Raw genomic sequence first — 16,091 nt, 5'->3', positions numbered from 1 at the left:
TCCTTAGTATCGAATACTTCTTCACTGTATCCGATATCTCAGTGGAGGCACCATGCGCACCATCGACACCGACGCCTGCATCCGCTCCATGGCGATCATGGCCGCCGGCGACCTCGCCGAGCTGACCCCGATCGTTCACCCGCAGGCGGTCAACCGTGAGGCCAAGGACGAGCCGCCGGCGTGCCGGGGGCAGGGGCCGGCCGCATTCGTGGCCACCGCCCACTGGCTGCGGGCCGCGTTCGCGGATCTCGCGTTCGACATCCACGACACCGTGGCCGACGGCGATCTGATCGCCGTGCACTGCACGATGTCGGGGCGCCAGGTCGGCCCGTTCGTGTCCTACGACGAGCGGGGCGAGGTGGCGCAGGCTTTCCCGCCGACCGGCCGCACGTTCGCGATCACCCAGACCCACTGGTTCCGGATGAGGGACGGCCAGGTGATCGAGCACTGGGCCAACCGCGACGACCTCGGCCTGGCCACCCAGCTCGGCTGGGTGCCGCCCAGCCCGGCCTTCATGGTGCGGATGGCCCTGGCTCGGCGGACAGCCCGCCGCAGCGCCGCTGCCTGATGGCCGGCGCCGCCTACGTCCGGCCGGCTCCGCCCTGCCCGTCCCGCACCAGCGCGTCGTACAGCTCGGCGAACCGGGCGCGCCGTTCCGCGTAGTACCCGAGGCGTTCGGTCCGGGGCTCGTATGTCGTTCCGGTGGCCCGGGGCGCGCGCACGGCATCCGGCGCCAGCACGTCGAGGGCGAGCAACGCCGTCCCCCGCTGTGTGGCGCGCCGCCGGGTCACGTGGGTGACGGGCCGCCCGAGGACGTCGGCCAGGATCTGCAGCCAGTCGGGCTGGTCGTTGCTGACCCGGCCCGCCGCCGCGACCTCCACGACCCGCGGGGCGGCGGGGCGCAGCTCGTCGGCGACACGCGCGTACGTCATGGCGACGCCCTCGACCAGCCCGCGGAACAGGGAGTCGCCGTCCGCGGCCGCCGACACACCGCCGAACACGGCCCGGGCGCTGCCGACCCAGCCGGGCGCGCGTTCGCCGGTGAGATACGGCAGCACCAGCGGCGTGGCGTCACTCGGCGGCGCGGCCAGGAGCGCGGCCGGCTCCGGGCTGAGACGCAACGTGTTCTGCGCCCAGCTGACGGCGCGGCCGACGTCGTTGATCGCTCCGCCGAGCAGCGTGCGGGACGCGTCGACCCGGTAGTTCCACAGGCCGAACGGCAGCGGGTCGGCCGGGCCGTCGAGCAACACCCGCAACGCGCCGCTGGTGGCGGTGGCCGCGGTGAGCACCGTGGCGTCGGTCGCCCCGGCCCCCACGTTGCTGGCGAAACCGTCGGTGATGACGGGGAACCACACAGCCCGGGCCAGGGCGGGCCGGCCCGCCGAAGCCGCCGACGGGGTCTCCCCCGGCGCGGAGAACTGTTCGCGGCGGACGCCGGCCGCCGCGAGCAGCTCGGCGTCGAGCTCGCCGGTGCGCCGGTCGAGCAGACCGGTCCAGGCCACAGTGGACGTCCCGGCGAGCGGCCGCCCGATCAGCCGGTTCAGGACGTACTCGCCCAGGGACCACCAGGCCGCGGCCTCAGCCACGACCCGCGGCTGGGTGGCCGCGAGCCAGCGCAGGCGCGGGGCGTGGTAGCTCGTGTGCAGGCGAGTGCCGGTGCGCTGCTGCAGCGCGTGCTCGTCGAGCTCCGCCCGCAACGCCGCGACCTCGCCGGCGCTGCGGGAATCGGCGTAGGTCAGGCATCCGGTAAGTGCGCGCCCGGCCGCGTCGACCGCGATCAGCGAGGCGGCGAAGGTGTCCATCGCGACGCCGGCGATGCGGGTCCCCAGCCGCGGATCCCCGGTCACCGCGTCGAGGACCTGCCCGACCTCCGCGGTCACCTGGTCGGGATCGATGACCGAGGTGCCGTCGGGCGCGACCGTGAAGGCGTGCGGCACCTTGTGCTGCAGGCCGTGGACCCGCCGGCCCGAAGCGTCGTGCACGCCGCCGCGGGTGGCGGTCGATCCGATGTCCAGGGCGAGGACCAGCGGGTCGAGCGCCGCCTCGAGCGCGACGTCGTCATCGGTCGGGGTCATCGCAGTCCTCGTCGTCGGCGGCACGGCTCTCCGGCGACCCTAACCGACCCGGGCGCCGGATCTCGCGGCGATCGTCACGAACGACCCTGCCGAAGGCCCGGCCGTCCCCACTAGCGTGAGTCCCATGAGCAAGGAATCCGGCGCTCCCCGAATCGACACGACCGTGCCGCACAGCGCTCGCGTGTGGAACTACTGGCTCGGCGGCACCGACAACTATCCGGTCGACCGGGCGGTCGGCGACAAGGTGCGTGAGGTGTTCCCGGCCATTGTGGAGAATGCGCAGGCCTGCCGCGCCTTTCTCGCCCGTACGGTCGGCTACCTGGCCGGCGAGGCCGGCGTCCGCCAGTTCCTCGACATCGGCACGGGGCTGCCCACGGCCGACAACACCCACGAGGTGGCCCAGCGGATCGCCCCCGGGTCCCGCGTCGTCTATGTCGACAACGACCCGCTCGTCGTGGCGCACGCCCGCGACCTGCTCGAGAGTGGGCCGGACGGCGCCACCGACTTCGTCGACGCCGATCTCTCCGACACCGCGACGATCCGGCGCGAGGCCGCGCGGACGCTCGACTTCAGCCGGCCGGTCGCGCTGATGCTGATGGGCATCCTGGGCCACGTCGAGGACGACGACGAGGCCCTGTCCATCGTGCGCGGGCTGGTCGGCCTGCTGCCCTCCGGCAGCTACCTGGCCTTCTACGACGGCACCGACACCAGCGCGAAGATCGTGGAGGGCGCCCGCGTCTCCAGCGAGGGCGGCCACGACTATCACCTGCGCAGCCCGGAACGGATCGCCCGCTTCTTCGACGGCCTCGAGCTGGTCGATCCCGGGGTGGTCACCGTGTCCCGCTGGCGGCCGGAGCCGGGGCCGGACGGCGAGCCCGCCCACCAGGACTCGTACGGTGGCATCGGACGCAAGCCCTGAGTGTTCTGCCGGTCACCCCGCAGCCCCCGCGCCAACGGCAAACAAGCGCTAAAAGTTGCGGTGCAGGCGGCGCAGGGCGAGCGCCAGCTGCAGGCGCAGGCGGCCGCGGGGCTCGCGGACGTCCCAGCCCAGCACCGGAATCGTGTGGGCCAACCTGTCCTGCAGGGTGGAGTGGTGGACGCGCAGGGCGGTGGCGGCGGCGCGGAGGCTGGCCGTCTCGGCCACGGCGTCCAGGGTCGTGAGCATCCACGGGGCGGTGGCGGCCGCGCGGCCGAGGGCCCGCACGTCGGGCACGGGCTCGGCGCCGGGGCCGACGGCGGCGGCCAGCAGCGTCAGGCCGCCCAGGTCGTCGGCGTGCACGACGCGGCGGCCGGGGTCCTGTTCGGTGCCCTCGGCAGTGAAGCGCAGGGCGATGCGGGCGGCGGCCCATGACTCGGGCAGGGCCGCGGGTGGGCCGGCCGGGCCGAGGCCGGCTCGACCGGTGGGCGGCTCGGCGGTCTCGGGACTGAGCGCCGCCGTGCCGTCCTCGAGGGCCATGGCGCGTACGCGGTCGGTGGGCTTGTAGCCGAGCCGAGCCGCCGCCTTCAGGCGCGCCGGTTCGTCGGCCCCGGCCTCGATGACCAGCTCGATCAGGGCCGGATCGGCCCGCGGCGGGTGACTGCGGGTGCGCTCGAGCACAGCCCGGGCCGCGGCGGCCGCCCGTTCCAGCACCATCGCCTCGACCGGGCCGGGCGGACCGGGACGTTCCAGCCAGAGGGTCGCGCTGCCGGCCGCGGCCGACATCCAGGCCGGATCGAGCGGAACCGGGAGCCCGGCCGAGCCCCGGCGAGGTCCTTCACGATGCCATCCTCCCTCGCCGTCCGGGTGTTCCGGGTCAGCCGAGCAGCCTCTTCAGCCAGCGGACCCGGGCCGCCCGGGCCTCCTGGCTGATCGCGGCCTGCGGCGCCATCATGTCGAAGCCGTGGAAACCGCCGGGCCACACGTGCAGCTCGGCCTGCCCCCCGGCCTGCCAGAGGCGGCTCGCGTAGGCCACGTCCTCGTCGCGGAACGTCTCGGCCGAGCCGACGTCGACGAACGCGGGCGGCAGGCCGGCCAGGTCGGTGGCCCGGGCCGGCGCCGCGTACGGGGAAACGTCCGGCCCGCCCCGGGCCGCGCCCAGCAGCGTCGTCCAGCCGGTGTCGTTGGCCGTGCGGTCCCAGACGCCGCGCCCGGCCATCTGGACCGCCGACGGGGTGTCGTTGCGGTCGTCGATCGTCGGGCAGAGCAGCATCTGGCCGTACAGCGCCGGGCCGCCCCGGTCGCGGGCCAGCAGGGCCACCCCGGCCGCCAACCCGCCACCGGCGCTCGTCCCGGCGATGACGATCCGCTCGGCGTCGATGCCCAGCTCGTCCGCGTGCGCGGCGGTCCAGACGAGCCCGGCGTAGCAGTCCTCGACCGGCGCCGGGTCGGGGTTCTCGGGCGCGAGCCGGTACTCCACCGACACGATCACCGAGGGCACCTCGGCCGCCCAGTCCTGGATCACCTCCACGCCGGTGCGGTTGTCACCGATCACCATGCCGCCGCCGTGCGTGTGATAGATCGCCGGCAGCGGCGTGGTGTGCCCGGCCGGGGTCAGGATCAGCAGCTCCACGTCGGGGTCGCCGGGCGGCCCGGGCACGCGGCGCCGGGTCACGGCGAACGCGCCGTCGCGGGCGAGGTCGTCGTCGCTGAGGTCGGCGAGCACACTGCCCGCGCGCATCGGCTCGATCATGTCGGCGGTCAGCGCCGAGGGCATCTGCTCGCCGATGACCTCGAGGGCGGCCGCCAGCTCGGGGTCGAAGGGCGGCGGCGGGCCGGCAACGCCGCTGGCATCGGGAAGAACGCTCGTCATGAGGAACCCCTTTGTTACGAGAAGGTTTCCTCCATTCTGTGATCCAGGCCACCGCGGCACGAGCGCCAACCGGCGGGAACTACCCGCCATCCGGCGGGCTCGCCGCCCGGAGCCGCGGGCCCGCGGTCGGCGTAAGGTCGCGGACGTGAAAAAGCTGCTCGAGGGGCTCGACGTCGTCGACGACCCGGATGTCCTGGAGGGTCTGAGCCACGACGACGCGGAGTGGGCGCCCTACGGCCGGGCGGCCGGCGCGGTCCGCCCGCGGACAACCGAGGAGGTACGGCGGGTCGTCGCGGCCTGCGCCGGGCGGAACATCCCGATCGTGCCGCGCGGGGCCGGCACCGGGCTCTCCGGCGGAGCCAACGCCGTGGACGGGGCGATGATCCTCGACCTGTCGAAGATGAACCGGATCGTCGAGATCGACACCGAGAACCTGACCGCCACCGTGCAGCCGGGCGTCGTCAACAACGACCTCAAGGCGGCCGTGGCCGAGCACGGCCTGTGGTACCCGCCCGACCCGGCCAGCGCCCCCTGGTCGACCATCGGCGGCAACGTGTCGACCAACGCGGGCGGGCTGTGCTGCCTGAAGTACGGCGTGACGCGCGACTACGTGCTGGGCCTGGAGGCCGTCGTGGGCGGACCCGCCGGCGAGTACGGCACGGTGGTGCGGCTCGGGCGGCGGACGACCAAGGGGGTCAGCGGCTACGACCTGGCCGGCCTGTTCACCGGCTCCGAGGGCACGTTCGGCGTCATCACGGAGATCACCCTGCGCCTCCGCCCGGCGCGGCGCGAAGCACCCCGTACGGTCGTCGGCGCCTTCGGCAGTGTCGTGGCCGCCGGCGAGGCGGTCGCTGCCATCACCCGGGCCGGGCTGCTGCCGGCGGCCCTCGAGCTGCTCGACCGCACGTGCCTGCAGGCCGTCGAGGACTGGAAACACCTGGGTCTGGAGGCCGACGCCGCGGCGCTGCTGCTGGCCCAGCCCGACCTGCCCGGCGCGGCCGGCGACGAGGAGGCCACCCGAGTCGCCGAGGTGTTCCGGGCGGCGGGCGCGCTCTGGGCCGAGCAGTCGACCGACGAGATCGAGGCCGAGGCACTGTTCGCCGCCCGACGCCTCGCCTACCCCGCCCTGGAACGGCTCGGCCCGGTGCTCACCGAGGACGTGTGCGTCCCCCGCTCGCGCGTGCCGGACATGCTGGCCGCCATCGAGCGGATCGCCGCCCGGCACGGCACCACGATCGCCACCATCGCGCACGCCGGGGACGGCAACCTGCACCCGATGATCCTGGCCCCGGCCGGTGACGAGCAGGCCCGTCACGCGGCCCAGGCCGCCTTCGAGGACATGCTGACCGCGGCCATCGCGATGGACGGCACGGTCACCGGCGAGCACGGCGTCGGGCTGCTCAAGCGGACCGGCATGCAACGCGAGTTGTCGCCGGGCGTGCTGGCCATGCAGGTCGCGGTGAAACAGACCCTCGACCCGCTCAACCTGTTCAACCCCGGCAAAGTGATCGGCTGAGCCCGTGCTGAGCCTGATGCTCGCGGTCGCGATCGGGGTGACCGTGCTCGTCTGCACGAGCCTGGCCCGCCAGTTCCGGATCGTGCCGCCCGCCCTGCTGCTGGTGGCGGGCGTGCTGCTCGGCTTCCTGCCCGCGCTGCGCGCGGCCCACCTGCCGCCCGAGGCGGTGCTGCTGCTCTTCCTGCCGGTGCTGCTCTACTGGGAGAGCTTCACCTCGTCGCTCCGCGAGATCCGTTCCAACCTGCGCGTCATCGTGCTGCTGAGCACCGTGCTGGTGGCCGCCACCGCGGCCGCCGTGGCCGTCGCGGCCCACGCGCTGGGTCTGCCCTGGGGCCCGGCCTGGGTGCTGGGTGCGGCGGTGGCGCCGACCGACGCCACCGCCGTCGGGGTGCTGGGCCGCTCGCTGCCCCGCCGCCTGGCGACCACGCTGCGCGCCGAAAGCCTCGTCAACGACGGCACCGCGCTGGTCATCTACGCGCTGGCGGTCGGCGTCACGCTCGGCGAGGAGCACGTCGGTCTGGTCAACGTCTCCGGAATGTTCGTGCTCGCCTACCTGGGCGGCATCGTGATCGGAGCGGCCGTGGCGTGGGTCAGCGTGCTGGTGCGTAAGCGCCTGCGCGACCCGTTCCAGCACAACATCCTGGCGCTGGCCACTCCCCTGGCCGCCTACCTGATCGCGGAGGAGGTCGAGGCGTCGGGCGTGCTGGCCGTGGTGGTCAGCGGTCTCTGGGTCAGCCGGGCCGCGCCCCGCCTGTTCACCGCCGAGGCCCGCCAGTACGTGGGCACCGTCATGGGTTTCCTGACCGCGCTGGCCAACGCGGCCCTGTTCGTGCTGGTCGGCCTGGAGGTGCAGTCGGCCGTCCGCGAACTGAGCACCGTCGGTCTCGTCCAGGCGCTGGTGGCCGTGGTCGCCGTCTCCGCGGCCGTCATCGGGGTCCGCTTCGCCTGGATGTTCACCAGCCCGTACGTGATCCGCATGATCGACCGCCGTCCGGCGCAGCGGGAGCGGCGGGTGGGCGCCAAGCCGCGTACGGTCGTGGCCTCGGCCGGTTTCCGCGGTGCGGTCTCGCTGGCCGCCGCGCTCGCCGTGCCCCACTCGCTCGAGGATCGCGACGTCATCGTCTTCGTCACGGCCGGCGTGATCGCCGTGACGCTGCTCGTGCAGGCGCCGCTGATGCCCCGGATCGTGCGCTGGGCGGGCGTCTCCGACGACGGCAGCGCCGAACGCGAACGCCGCCAGGCCGAGATCACCGCGGTCGAGGCGGCCATCGACGCCCTGCCCGCGCTGGCCGACCGGGCCGGCGCGAGCCAGCCCCACGCCGACCAGCTGCGCGAACAGTTCCAGCAACGCCTCGACCTGCTCCGCGGCGACGACTCGGGCGCCGCGGGTGTGGCGCGGGACCGCGAGGTGCGCCTGGCAGCCGTGGCCCACAAGCGCGCCACGGTGGTGCGCCTGCGCGACGAGGGCACGATCGACGACGAGGTGCTGCAGCAGATCCTGGAAGGACTCGACTTCGAGGAGGTCCAGCTGCGGAACCACACCTTCGGCGACCACGCCGGCCCCGGAAGCCCTTGAGCGTGAGTCGTCGCCAAGCTCGCGCGCCCGGTCGCGATCACCGTCCGGTTTCTCACCGGGAGGGGCGCCCGCGGCCGGCCTTACTTTCGTCGGGGGGTGTTCGCAACCTTCGCCAGCAGTGTCGCCGGGCGCCGATTTCTAGGTTCTGTTGGTGCGGAAAACTCTCCTGGCAGTTCTCGTCCTGTTTCTGACCATTGCCGGACCGGCGCCTGCTCGGGCTGCGGAACCGAACTTCGACGGATACCTGCGGGAGGCGTTCGAGTCGACGGGGCTGCCGGGGATGTCGGCCGTCGTGACCCGTGGCGACCAGGTCGTCCACGCGAGCGGGTTCGGGCGGGACTCGGACGGGCGGGCCGTCACGGCCGATACTCCGATGCGGGTGGCCTCGCTGAGCAAGTCGTTCACCGCGGCCGCTGTCCTGACGCTCGTGGACGAGGGCCGGGTGGCTCTGGACCAGCCGGTCGTCACCTACCTGCCGGACTTTCGCATGGCGGATGCGCGGGCGGCCCGGATCACCGTGCGGCAGTTGCTGAATCAGACCTCGGGGCTTTCCGACCGTACGGTCGACATCGGCGCGACGCAGCGGGCGGCCGACCTGGCCGGGTACCTGGGCGCGTTGCGTCCGGGAAGGCTCGCCCACGACCCCGGGAGCCGGGGCGAGTACTGCAATGTCAACTTCGACGTTGCCGCTCGGTTGGTCGAGGTTGTCGACGGGCGGGGGTTCGGCGATGCTCTGCGGGAGCGGGTCTTCGGGCCGCTCGGCATGAGCGCCAGTTCGGTCGGGGACGAGGCGTCGCCGGGATTCATCTCGGTTTACGGGGCTTGGGTGGCTCGGGCCGAGCTGCCGGGCTTCCGGGGCGGCGCCGGCGGGGTCGTCACCACGGCGGCCGACCTGGGCCGGTGGCTGATCAGTCAGAACGGTCGCGGGCCGCGGGTGCTGACGCCGGGCAGCCTGGCGGTGCAGCACCAGCCGGGGTCGGGCACCGACTACGCCATGGGCTGGGGCCGGGAGGTGGTCGACGGCCGCACGCTGCTCGTGCACTCGGGCAACCTGTTCACCTACACGGCCGTCCAGGCGGTCGACCCGGCCACCGGCTACGGCTATGCCGTGCTGACCAACAGCGCCTCGCTGCACGACGACATGTACAACGTGATGCTCGGGCTGGTGGCTCTCGGCGCCGGTGAGCGGCCGGAGGCTCCGGGCGGGGAGCGGCAGAAGCTGGAGCTGGGGCTGGCGCTGACCGCCCTCGTCGCGGCCGGTCTCGGTGTTCTCGGTGTCCTGCGGTCCGAGCGGTGGGCGAGGCGCCGGGCCGGGCGGTCCCGATGGTGGACCGGGATCCGGCTGGGCGGGGGCCTGCTGCCGGTGGTGCTGCTGGCCACGTACCCGCAAGGGGTGTCGTTCCTGTCGAACGGCCGGACCGTGACCTGGGCCCAGCTGACCTACTTCGCCGCGCCGCTGACGATCACGCTGGCCGTCGCCGCTCTGGCCGGCCTGGCGACCGCTGTGGCCCGGCTCGTCCGGCTGCGTTGAGGCGAGCGCAGTCGGCGGCGCGGTTCAGCAGCAGGGTTCGTTCGCGTTCGTTGCGGGTCAGGGCGGCTGCCCGCTCGAACTCGGCCCGTGCCTCGACGGGGCGGCCCAGCTTGGCCAGGAAGTCGCCGCGGACGCTGGGCAGCAGGTGGTAGTTGTGCAGTGCGGGGACGGCGGTCAGCTGGTCGAGCAGCGCCAGCCCGGTCTCGGGCCCGAACGCCATGGACAGCGCCACCGCTCGGTTCAGCTCGACGACGGGGGACGCCACGGAGGCGGCCAGCCGCTCGTAGAGCTGGGCGATGCGCGGCCAGTCGGTGTCCTCGAACCGGCGGGCCCGGGCGTGACAGGCGGCGATGGCGGCCTGCAGCACGTACGGACCTGGTTGTCCTTCGACCAGCACCTCGGCCCGGTCGAGGGCGGCCAGGCCGCGGCGGATCAGCAGCTGGTCCCAGCGGGCCCGGTTCTGGTCGGCCAGCAGGATCGGCTCGCCGCCGCGGGCGGTGCGGGCGGCCGCCCTCGAGGCCTGGATCTCCATCAGCGCGACCAGGCCGTGCACCTCGGGCTCGCTCGGGGCCAGCCCGGCCAGCACCCGGCCCAGCCGCAGGGCTTCCGCGCACAGGGCCGGGCGCATCCAGTCGTCGCCGGCGGTGGCCGAGTAGCCCTCGTTGAAGATGAGGTACACGACCTCGAGCACCGAGGCGAGCCGGGCCGCCCGCTCGTCGCCCTGCGGCACCTCGAACGGCACCCGGGCGGCGGTCAGGGTCTTCTTGGCCCGCACGATGCGCTGGGCGACCGTCGCCTCGGGCGTCAGGAAGGCCCGGGCGATCTCGCCGGTGGTCAGGCCGCCCAGCAGCCGCAGGGTCAGCGCGGCGCGGGCCTCGGTCGACAGCACCGGGTGGCAGGCCACGAACATCAGCCGCAGCAGGTCGTCGCCGATGCCGTCGTCCTCGGCGACCTGCGCGGCGATGTCCGGGGTCGTCTCGTCGAGGTCCCGGCCGACCTGTTCGACCTTGCGCCGCAGGGTCTCGTTGCGGCGGACCCGGTCGATGGCCCGGCGCCTGGCGGTGGTCATCAGCCAGGCGCCGGGGTTGCCCGGCACACCGTCGGCCGGCCACTGCTCCAGCGCCGCGACCAGGGCGTCCTGCGCCAGTTCCTCGGCCGCGCCGACGTCGTGGACGAGCCTGGTCAGGCCGGCGATGAGCCGGGGCGCCTCGATCCGCCAGACCGCCTCGATCGCCCGGTGGGTGTCAGTGGCCACTGCCTTCGTCTACTCCGCCGGGTGGCGGGACGCAACTGTCGCCTCCCGCTTCTCCACGGTCTCCCGCAGTTCCGCGGTGAACTCCTCGCCGAACTGATCACCGAAGTCCTCGGCCAGGGCAACCCGCCGGATCTCGAGGTTCGTCTGCTCGCCCTCGCCCACACGCATGGTCGGGCAGCGCTTGAACCACTCGACGCACTCCTCGAGCGACTTCGTCTCGACCAGGAAGTAGCCGGCGATGAGCTCCTTGGTCTCGGTGAACGGCCCGTCCACCACCGTCTTCTTCCCGCCGTCGACGTAGATCCGGGCGCCTTGGGCGCTGGGGTGCAGCCCGTCGGCGGCCAGCAGCACGCCGGCGTCGACGAGCTCCTGGATGAAGGCGCCCATCGTCTCGAAGTCCTCGGGCTCGGGCGGCAGGCCGGCTTCGCTCACCGAGGTGGCCTTGGTGATCACCATGAACCGCATCGTTGTCTCCTCATGTCGGGTGCGCTGTCATCTGTGCGTCGAACGGCGACCGGCCGTTTCGACACCGAGGCCCCTGTAACAAAGGGAAGGTGTTCCGCGCTGTTACAGCATGGCGATACTTCAGGTGCGAGGTGAGGTCGATCTGCTGACCCGGGACAGTTTCGAACGGACGCTCGACCGAGGCATGGAAACCGACGGCGACCTGGTCCTGGACCTGAGCGAGCTGCGCTTCATCGACGGCGCCGGTCTGCGCGGCCTGGCCCGGACGGCCGACCGGCTGGACCGGCAGGGACGGCGTCTGAGCCTGGACCGGCCGTCTCCGCACCTGCGCCGGCTGCTGAACCTGGTGGGGCTGGGGCGCTTAGCCGTACGGTGACCGCCAGACCGCCGGCTGGGCCGGGCGCCAGCTCCAGGGTTCCGCCGTGGGCGCGGACGATTCGCTGCACGATGGACAGGCCGAGGCCCACGCCGGCGTGCTCGTCGGCGCGTACGCGGCCGGTCGCGCGCCGAAAGGGTTCGGTGAGGGCCGGCAGCAGGTCGGGTGGCACCGGCTGCCCGGTGTTCACGACGCGCAGCGTGCTGGAGTCGCCGTCGGCCTCGGTGTGGACAGCCACCGTGCCGCCGGCCGGCAGGTTGTGGACGATGGCGTTCTGCACCAGGTTCGTCACCACCCGCAGCAGCAGCTCGGCGGAACCGGCGGCAGTGGCGGACGAGCCGGTGACCTCGAGCGTGATCCCGCGCTGCTCGGCCAGGGGCAGCAACGTCTCGACGGCCTCCTCGGCGAGCAGCGAGAGGTCGACGCTGTCCCGGGTGACGTCCTCGCGGCCCAGGAACAGCAGCGCCTCGGTGAGGTCGATCGCCCGCTGGTTGGCGACGTGCAGGCGTTCGATGATCTCGTCCCGGCCCCGCTCGGGATCCCGGCGGGCCACGTCCAGCAGCGCCCGCGAGATCGCCAGCGGGGTGCGCAGCTCGTGCGAGGCGTTGGCGGCGAACCGCTGCTGCTCGGCCACGTGCGACTCGAGCCGGGCGAGCATCGAGTCGAACGCGTCGGAGAGCTCCCGGAACTCGTCCCGGCGGCCCGTCATGCCGATCCGGTGGGACAACGACCCGGTCCCGGCCGTCCGGGCCGCATCGGTGATCCGCTTCAGCGGCGCGAGCATCCGGCCGGCGAGGAGCCAGCCGCCGACGAGGCCGAACGCCAGCAGGAACACGAGCACCGCGGCTGCCCGCGGAGCGAAGATGTGCAGCAGGTTCGACCGGACCGGGAACACCCCGTCGACGGAGGAGTCGGCGCGGATGAGCAGCGCCCGGTCGGGCACGTACCGCAGCAGGAACACCCACACCGTGGCCAGCAGCAGGACGCCGGCCAGCATCAGGAACCCGGCGTAGCTGAGGGTGAGCTTGACGCGGGCGCTCATCCGGCGATCCGGTAGCCGGCGCCGGGCACGGTGCTGATGATCCAGGGCTCGCCGAGCCGTTTGCGCAGGGCCGAGACGGTGAACCGGACGGCGTTGGTGAGCGGGTCGGCGTTGGCGTCCCAGGCCCGTTCCAGCAGGTCTTCGGCGCTGACCACCCCGCCCTCGGCGGCGACGAGCACCTCCAGCACGGCGAACTGCTTGCGGGTGAGCGCGACGGGGCGCCCGTCGCGGAAGACCTCACGGCGGAAGGGGTCGAGCCGCAGACCGGCGACCTCGCGCACCGGCGGCCGGGCGTGCGCGCGCCGGCGGTCGAGCGCCCGCAGCCGCAGCACGAGTTCCCGCAGCTCGAACGGTTTGGTCAGGTAGTCGTCGGCGCCGAGCCCGAACCCGGAGGCCTTGTCGTCGATCCGGTCGGCCGCGGTGAGCATGATGATCGGGATCCCGCGGCCGGAGGCGACGATGTGCCGGGCCACCTCGTCACCCGAGGGGCCCGGGATGTCACGGTCGAGGACGGCGAGGTCGTACGCGTTGACGCCGAGCAGTTCGAGGGCGGTGTTCCCGTCGAGGGCGATGTCGGCGGCGATCGCCTCGAGCCGCAGACCGTCGCGCACGGCCTCGGCGAGGTGCGGCTCGTCCTCCACGATCAGTACGCGCATGTCCGGAGCCTAGGCTCGCCACCAGCGCCGGGAGGCCAGGGCGGCCAGGGCGGCGCCGGTCGCGTTGACCAGCACGTCGTCCACCGACGAGACACGGTCGAGCTGGAAGACGTACTGGGCGGTCTCGATCAGAACCGAGCAGCCGGCCCCGAGGGCGAACATCCGGGGCACGGACGCCAGCATCGCGAACCGCATCGGGGCGAAGAACCCGAGCGGCGCGAGGATCACCAGGTTGCCGCCGATCCCGAGCGGGCCCATCGTGACCAGGTCGAGCAGCGGGATCAGGCTCAGCCGCCCGGGAACGACACCGGCCCCGGGCCCGGGCATCAGGGTCAGCCAGACCAGCGGCACCGTCCCGTAGACCAGGCCCACCTCGGCCACCGACCTGCGCCAGGCGCCCCGCCGGGCCAGGGCCAGCGCCGCTACCAGGAGCGCCGCCACCGGCAACCCGGCCAGCAGCATGAACACGACGCCGTTCTCGGTGTCGTAGCAGCCGTGCCAGTGCCCGGCCAGGCACCGCGGGGCGGCCATGAACAGCATCCGCCGCAGGGCGTAGACCGCCGCGGCCAGCAGGATGACGACGACGGCCGAGACGAGGAGCCCGGTCCGGCGGGGCGGTGCGGACAGATCTGCGCTTCGGTTCACGGCCCCATTCCACCCGGTGGCGTGTTGCGGAGACGTATGCAAAATCGCCTACGCCCCCGCGACAGCTCACCAGATGCGGGTGGTGGCCTCTCCGGAGGAGAGGGTGGCGATCGGGCCCGCCGGGAAGTCGCCCGCCTGCTTCGGGGCGCCCAGCAGGTCCTTGTCGAGCACGGCCGGGGAGCCGTCGCGCTCCTCGAACTCGGCGTCGGCGAACCGGACGCGCTCCAGGTCGAGGCCGGAGACGGCGGCCAGCCGGACCGCGTCGAACTCGGCCGGCAGCGAGGTGACCAGGTGGACGCTGTCGCCCTCGTCGGTCACCGAGACCGAGCCCGCGGACACCACGACCGGGCTGTTCTCGCCGTCGAAGGGCTGGGCACCGGCCGCGTACACGTTGGCCCGGGTCCAGACCGGCTGCTGCACGGTGAGGTAGCGCTGGTGGTCACCCGGCGGCTGGGACTCGATGCGGTCCCGGTAGTCGTCGAACGAGACCGGGTAGCCGTTGTAGGCGGACGTGCCGCTGAACGCGGGCTCGGCGCCTTCGGCCTGGTCCCCGTACGCCCGGGACGGGTCTCCCCCGACGAAAAGGTTGCCGAACCAGCGGTCGTCACCGGCCCGGATGTACGCGTAACCGGCGACCTGCGTGCTGTGCGGGCGGTGGTACGGGGTGGCCCTGTCCATGACCGCCTCGACCCGGACGGTGCCCGCGATCAGGTTGTTCACGAACGCGCCGCCCTGGCTGAACAGCTCGATCGCGGCCGGCGAGGCGAAGACGTTGTGCTCGACGATGTACGGGCCGTGGCTGACCTCGATGAAGATGTCGCGGCTGTTGTTGTACACGACGTTGCGGCTGATCCGCGTGCCCTGCGTCTGCCAGTCGAGCCACACGCCGAGCGAGCAGTCGTGGATCCGGTTGTGGCGGATCTCGACGTCGATCGCGGCGTGCAGCTTGATGCCGCCGATCTCGTATCCGTAGTACTCGCGCTTGAGGGCGATGTTGTAGATGTGATTGTCCTCGATGGTCGAGAACACGCAGCCCAGGTGGCCGACGATGCCGTTCTGCCCGCAGTCGTAGATCGTGTTGCGGCGGATGACGTGCGAGCCGATGTGCTCCTTGTCCCACCCGATCTGCCGGGCCGTGAAGACCGACTCGAGCTGGTACTGGTAGCCGGGCTTGTCGCCGCGCTCGGTCGAGTAGTTGTGACCGGTCGAGGCCTCCTTGCCGATGCTGATGGCCGAGGTCTTGGCGTCGTGGATGACGTTGTCCTCGATGATCCAGCCCTTCGACCAGTTCGGGCCGATGAGCCCGGGCTGGTCGGCGGTGGGCGGCGTCCACGGCGTGGCGGCCTGGGCGAGCTCGAAGCCGCGCACGGTGATGTAGTCGAGGTGCGTCGCCTCGGGGTAGAAGACCGACCGCCGTACGTTGATCTCGACGAGGGACTGGTTGGGGTCGGCGCCCTGGAAGTTGGCCCAGATCGTCGTCGTCTCCTCGGCGACCGAGGCGAACCACACGAGCTGCGTCTGGTCCGGGTTCCGCACCGTGTCGGTGGTCCTCGTCCAGTTGTCGATGACTTCCGTACGCCGGTCCGGCGCGTCGACCTCGGCCCGCGAACCCACCTCGTAGAAGCTGAGGCCGTTCAGGTAGACGTCGCCCAGGTGCTTGCGGGGCGCCTTCTCGGCGTAGACGATCCAGTCGCCGGCCACCTCTTCGGCGTACGGGTTGAAGTCGCCGAACAGCGTGTTGGGGACGGTCACCTTCCACACCGTGCCGCCGTCGTTCTCCCAGCCGGTGATCCGCTCGGAGCCCTTGATCACCACGTGCTCGCCCTCGGCGGCGCGGTAAGTGATGCGGCGCGACTCGCTGAGGCCGCCGCGGCGGGGCTTGACCCACTCGCGGTATTCCCCCGCGTGCACGGTCACGGTGTCGCCGGCCTGGGCCAGGGCGGCCGCGTGGTTGATCGTCCGGAAGGGTTGGTCCGCCGTTCCGGAAGCGGCGTCGGAACCACTGGTGGCCACGTGGTACTCGAAGGTCATCGGGTAAAGCCTTTCTACTTGCCGAATCCGGCGGTCAGGCCGCTGAGCAGCTGGCGGCGGCCGATCGCGTAGAGCAGGACGATCGGGACGGTCGTGAGCACGACCGAGGCGGCGATGGCGGGGATGTTGATACC

14 protein-coding genes and 1 pseudogene are annotated in these 16,091 nt (G+C 72.8%); 6 read left to right on the top strand and 9 right to left on the bottom strand.

The window, feature by feature from the left end; all coding sequences use genetic code 11:
- Positions 1-52 precede the first annotated feature (52 nt).
- Positions 53-568: an ester cyclase gene (locus KXC43_RS44275; protein ID WP_255645876.1), complete on the top strand. Its 516-nt coding sequence runs from the start codon at positions 53-55 to the stop codon at positions 566-568.
- A gap of 13 nt (positions 569-581) precedes the next feature.
- On the opposite strand, the gene KXC43_RS44270 is transcribed toward KXC43_RS44275, so the two are convergent.
- Positions 582-2,075 (bottom strand): gluconokinase, encoded by a 1,494-nt coding sequence (locus KXC43_RS44270; protein ID WP_221382289.1) that lies wholly within the window; start codon positions 2,073-2,075, stop codon positions 582-584.
- A 124-nt stretch (positions 2,076-2,199) separates the two neighbouring features.
- Here KXC43_RS44270 and KXC43_RS44265 point away from each other — a divergent pair, with 124 nt between their 5' ends.
- Positions 2,200-2,994 carry an SAM-dependent methyltransferase gene (locus tag KXC43_RS44265; protein ID WP_221382288.1) on the top strand — a complete coding sequence of 265 codons (795 nt, stop codon included), beginning with the start codon at positions 2,200-2,202 and terminating at the stop codon, positions 2,992-2,994.
- Between the two features lie 48 nt (positions 2,995-3,042).
- On the opposite strand, the gene KXC43_RS44260 is transcribed toward KXC43_RS44265, so the two are convergent.
- Entirely contained in the window at positions 3,043-3,777 is a 735-nt protein-coding gene (locus tag KXC43_RS44260; RefSeq protein WP_221382287.1) for a helix-turn-helix domain-containing protein, read from the bottom strand.
- 91 nt (positions 3,778-3,868) lie between these two features.
- Positions 3,869-4,864 (bottom strand): alpha/beta hydrolase, encoded by a 996-nt coding sequence (locus tag KXC43_RS44255; RefSeq protein ID WP_221382286.1) that lies wholly within the window; start codon positions 4,862-4,864, stop codon positions 3,869-3,871.
- Positions 4,865-5,009: 145 nt separating this feature from the next.
- Between KXC43_RS44255 and KXC43_RS44250 the strand changes: the two genes are divergently transcribed.
- The 3 genes from KXC43_RS44250 to KXC43_RS44240 all read left to right on the top strand — a co-directional run bounded on the left by KXC43_RS44250 (position 5,010) and on the right by KXC43_RS44240 (position 9,487).
- On the top strand, positions 5,010-6,380 hold the full coding sequence (locus KXC43_RS44250) for an FAD-binding oxidoreductase (protein WP_308129533.1): 1,371 nt from the start codon (positions 5,010-5,012) through the stop codon (positions 6,378-6,380).
- 4 nt (positions 6,381-6,384) lie between these two features.
- Positions 6,385-7,956, top strand: a complete 1,572-nt coding sequence (locus KXC43_RS44245; RefSeq protein ID WP_221382284.1) for a Na+/H+ antiporter — start codon at positions 6,385-6,387, stop codon at positions 7,954-7,956.
- Between the two features lie 151 nt (positions 7,957-8,107).
- Positions 8,108-9,487 carry a serine hydrolase domain-containing protein gene (locus KXC43_RS44240; RefSeq protein ID WP_221382283.1) on the top strand — a complete coding sequence of 460 codons (1,380 nt, stop codon included), beginning with the start codon at positions 8,108-8,110 and terminating at the stop codon, positions 9,485-9,487.
- On the opposite strand, the gene KXC43_RS44235 is transcribed toward KXC43_RS44240, so the two are convergent.
- Both KXC43_RS44235 and KXC43_RS44230 read right to left on the bottom strand, forming a co-directional pair.
- The gene (locus tag KXC43_RS44235; protein ID WP_221382282.1) at positions 9,420-10,742 is read right to left on the bottom strand and encodes an RNA polymerase sigma factor; all 1,323 of its coding nucleotides are present in this window, start codon (positions 10,740-10,742) and stop codon (positions 9,420-9,422) included. The two genes, KXC43_RS44240 and KXC43_RS44235, sit on opposite strands and share 68 nt — an antisense overlap.
- A 9-nt stretch (positions 10,743-10,751) precedes the next feature.
- On the bottom strand, positions 10,752-11,207 hold the full coding sequence (locus tag KXC43_RS44230) for a YciI family protein (protein ID WP_221382281.1): 456 nt from the start codon (positions 11,205-11,207) through the stop codon (positions 10,752-10,754).
- 109 nt (positions 11,208-11,316) lie between these two features.
- Here KXC43_RS44230 and KXC43_RS53395 point away from each other — a divergent pair.
- Positions 11,317-11,511, top strand: a pseudogene (locus KXC43_RS53395) (STAS domain-containing protein); the annotation flags it as partial.
- On the opposite strand, the gene KXC43_RS44220 reads toward KXC43_RS53395, so the two are convergent.
- The 4 genes from KXC43_RS44220 to KXC43_RS44205 form a co-directional block, all read right to left on the bottom strand.
- Positions 11,438-12,625 (bottom strand): sensor histidine kinase, encoded by a 1,188-nt coding sequence (locus KXC43_RS44220; protein ID WP_304523172.1) that lies wholly within the window; start codon positions 12,623-12,625, stop codon positions 11,438-11,440. The pseudogene KXC43_RS53395 and the gene KXC43_RS44220 overlap by 74 nt on opposite strands.
- Positions 12,622-13,281 carry a response regulator transcription factor gene (locus KXC43_RS44215; RefSeq protein ID WP_221382279.1) on the bottom strand — a complete coding sequence of 220 codons (660 nt, stop codon included), beginning with the start codon at positions 13,279-13,281 and terminating at the stop codon, positions 12,622-12,624. The genes KXC43_RS44220 and KXC43_RS44215 overlap by 4 nt, the downstream gene beginning before the upstream one ends.
- A gap of 9 nt (positions 13,282-13,290) precedes the next feature.
- On the bottom strand, positions 13,291-13,926 hold the full coding sequence (locus tag KXC43_RS52490; RefSeq protein WP_308129532.1) for a VanZ family protein: 636 nt from the start codon (positions 13,924-13,926) through the stop codon (positions 13,291-13,293).
- A gap of 66 nt (positions 13,927-13,992) precedes the next feature.
- Positions 13,993-15,957 carry a right-handed parallel beta-helix repeat-containing protein gene (locus KXC43_RS44205; protein WP_221382278.1) on the bottom strand — a complete coding sequence of 655 codons (1,965 nt, stop codon included), beginning with the start codon at positions 15,955-15,957 and terminating at the stop codon, positions 13,993-13,995.
- Between the last annotated feature and the right edge of the window lie 134 nt (positions 15,958-16,091).

The sequence above is a fragment of the Paractinoplanes polyasparticus genome (assembly GCF_019710575.1).
GTDB lineage: Bacteria > Actinomycetota > Actinomycetes > Mycobacteriales > Micromonosporaceae > Actinoplanes > Actinoplanes polyasparticus.
The sequence above is the reverse complement of the archived record's forward strand: the minus strand, read 5'-3'. Positions and strand labels throughout refer to the sequence as shown.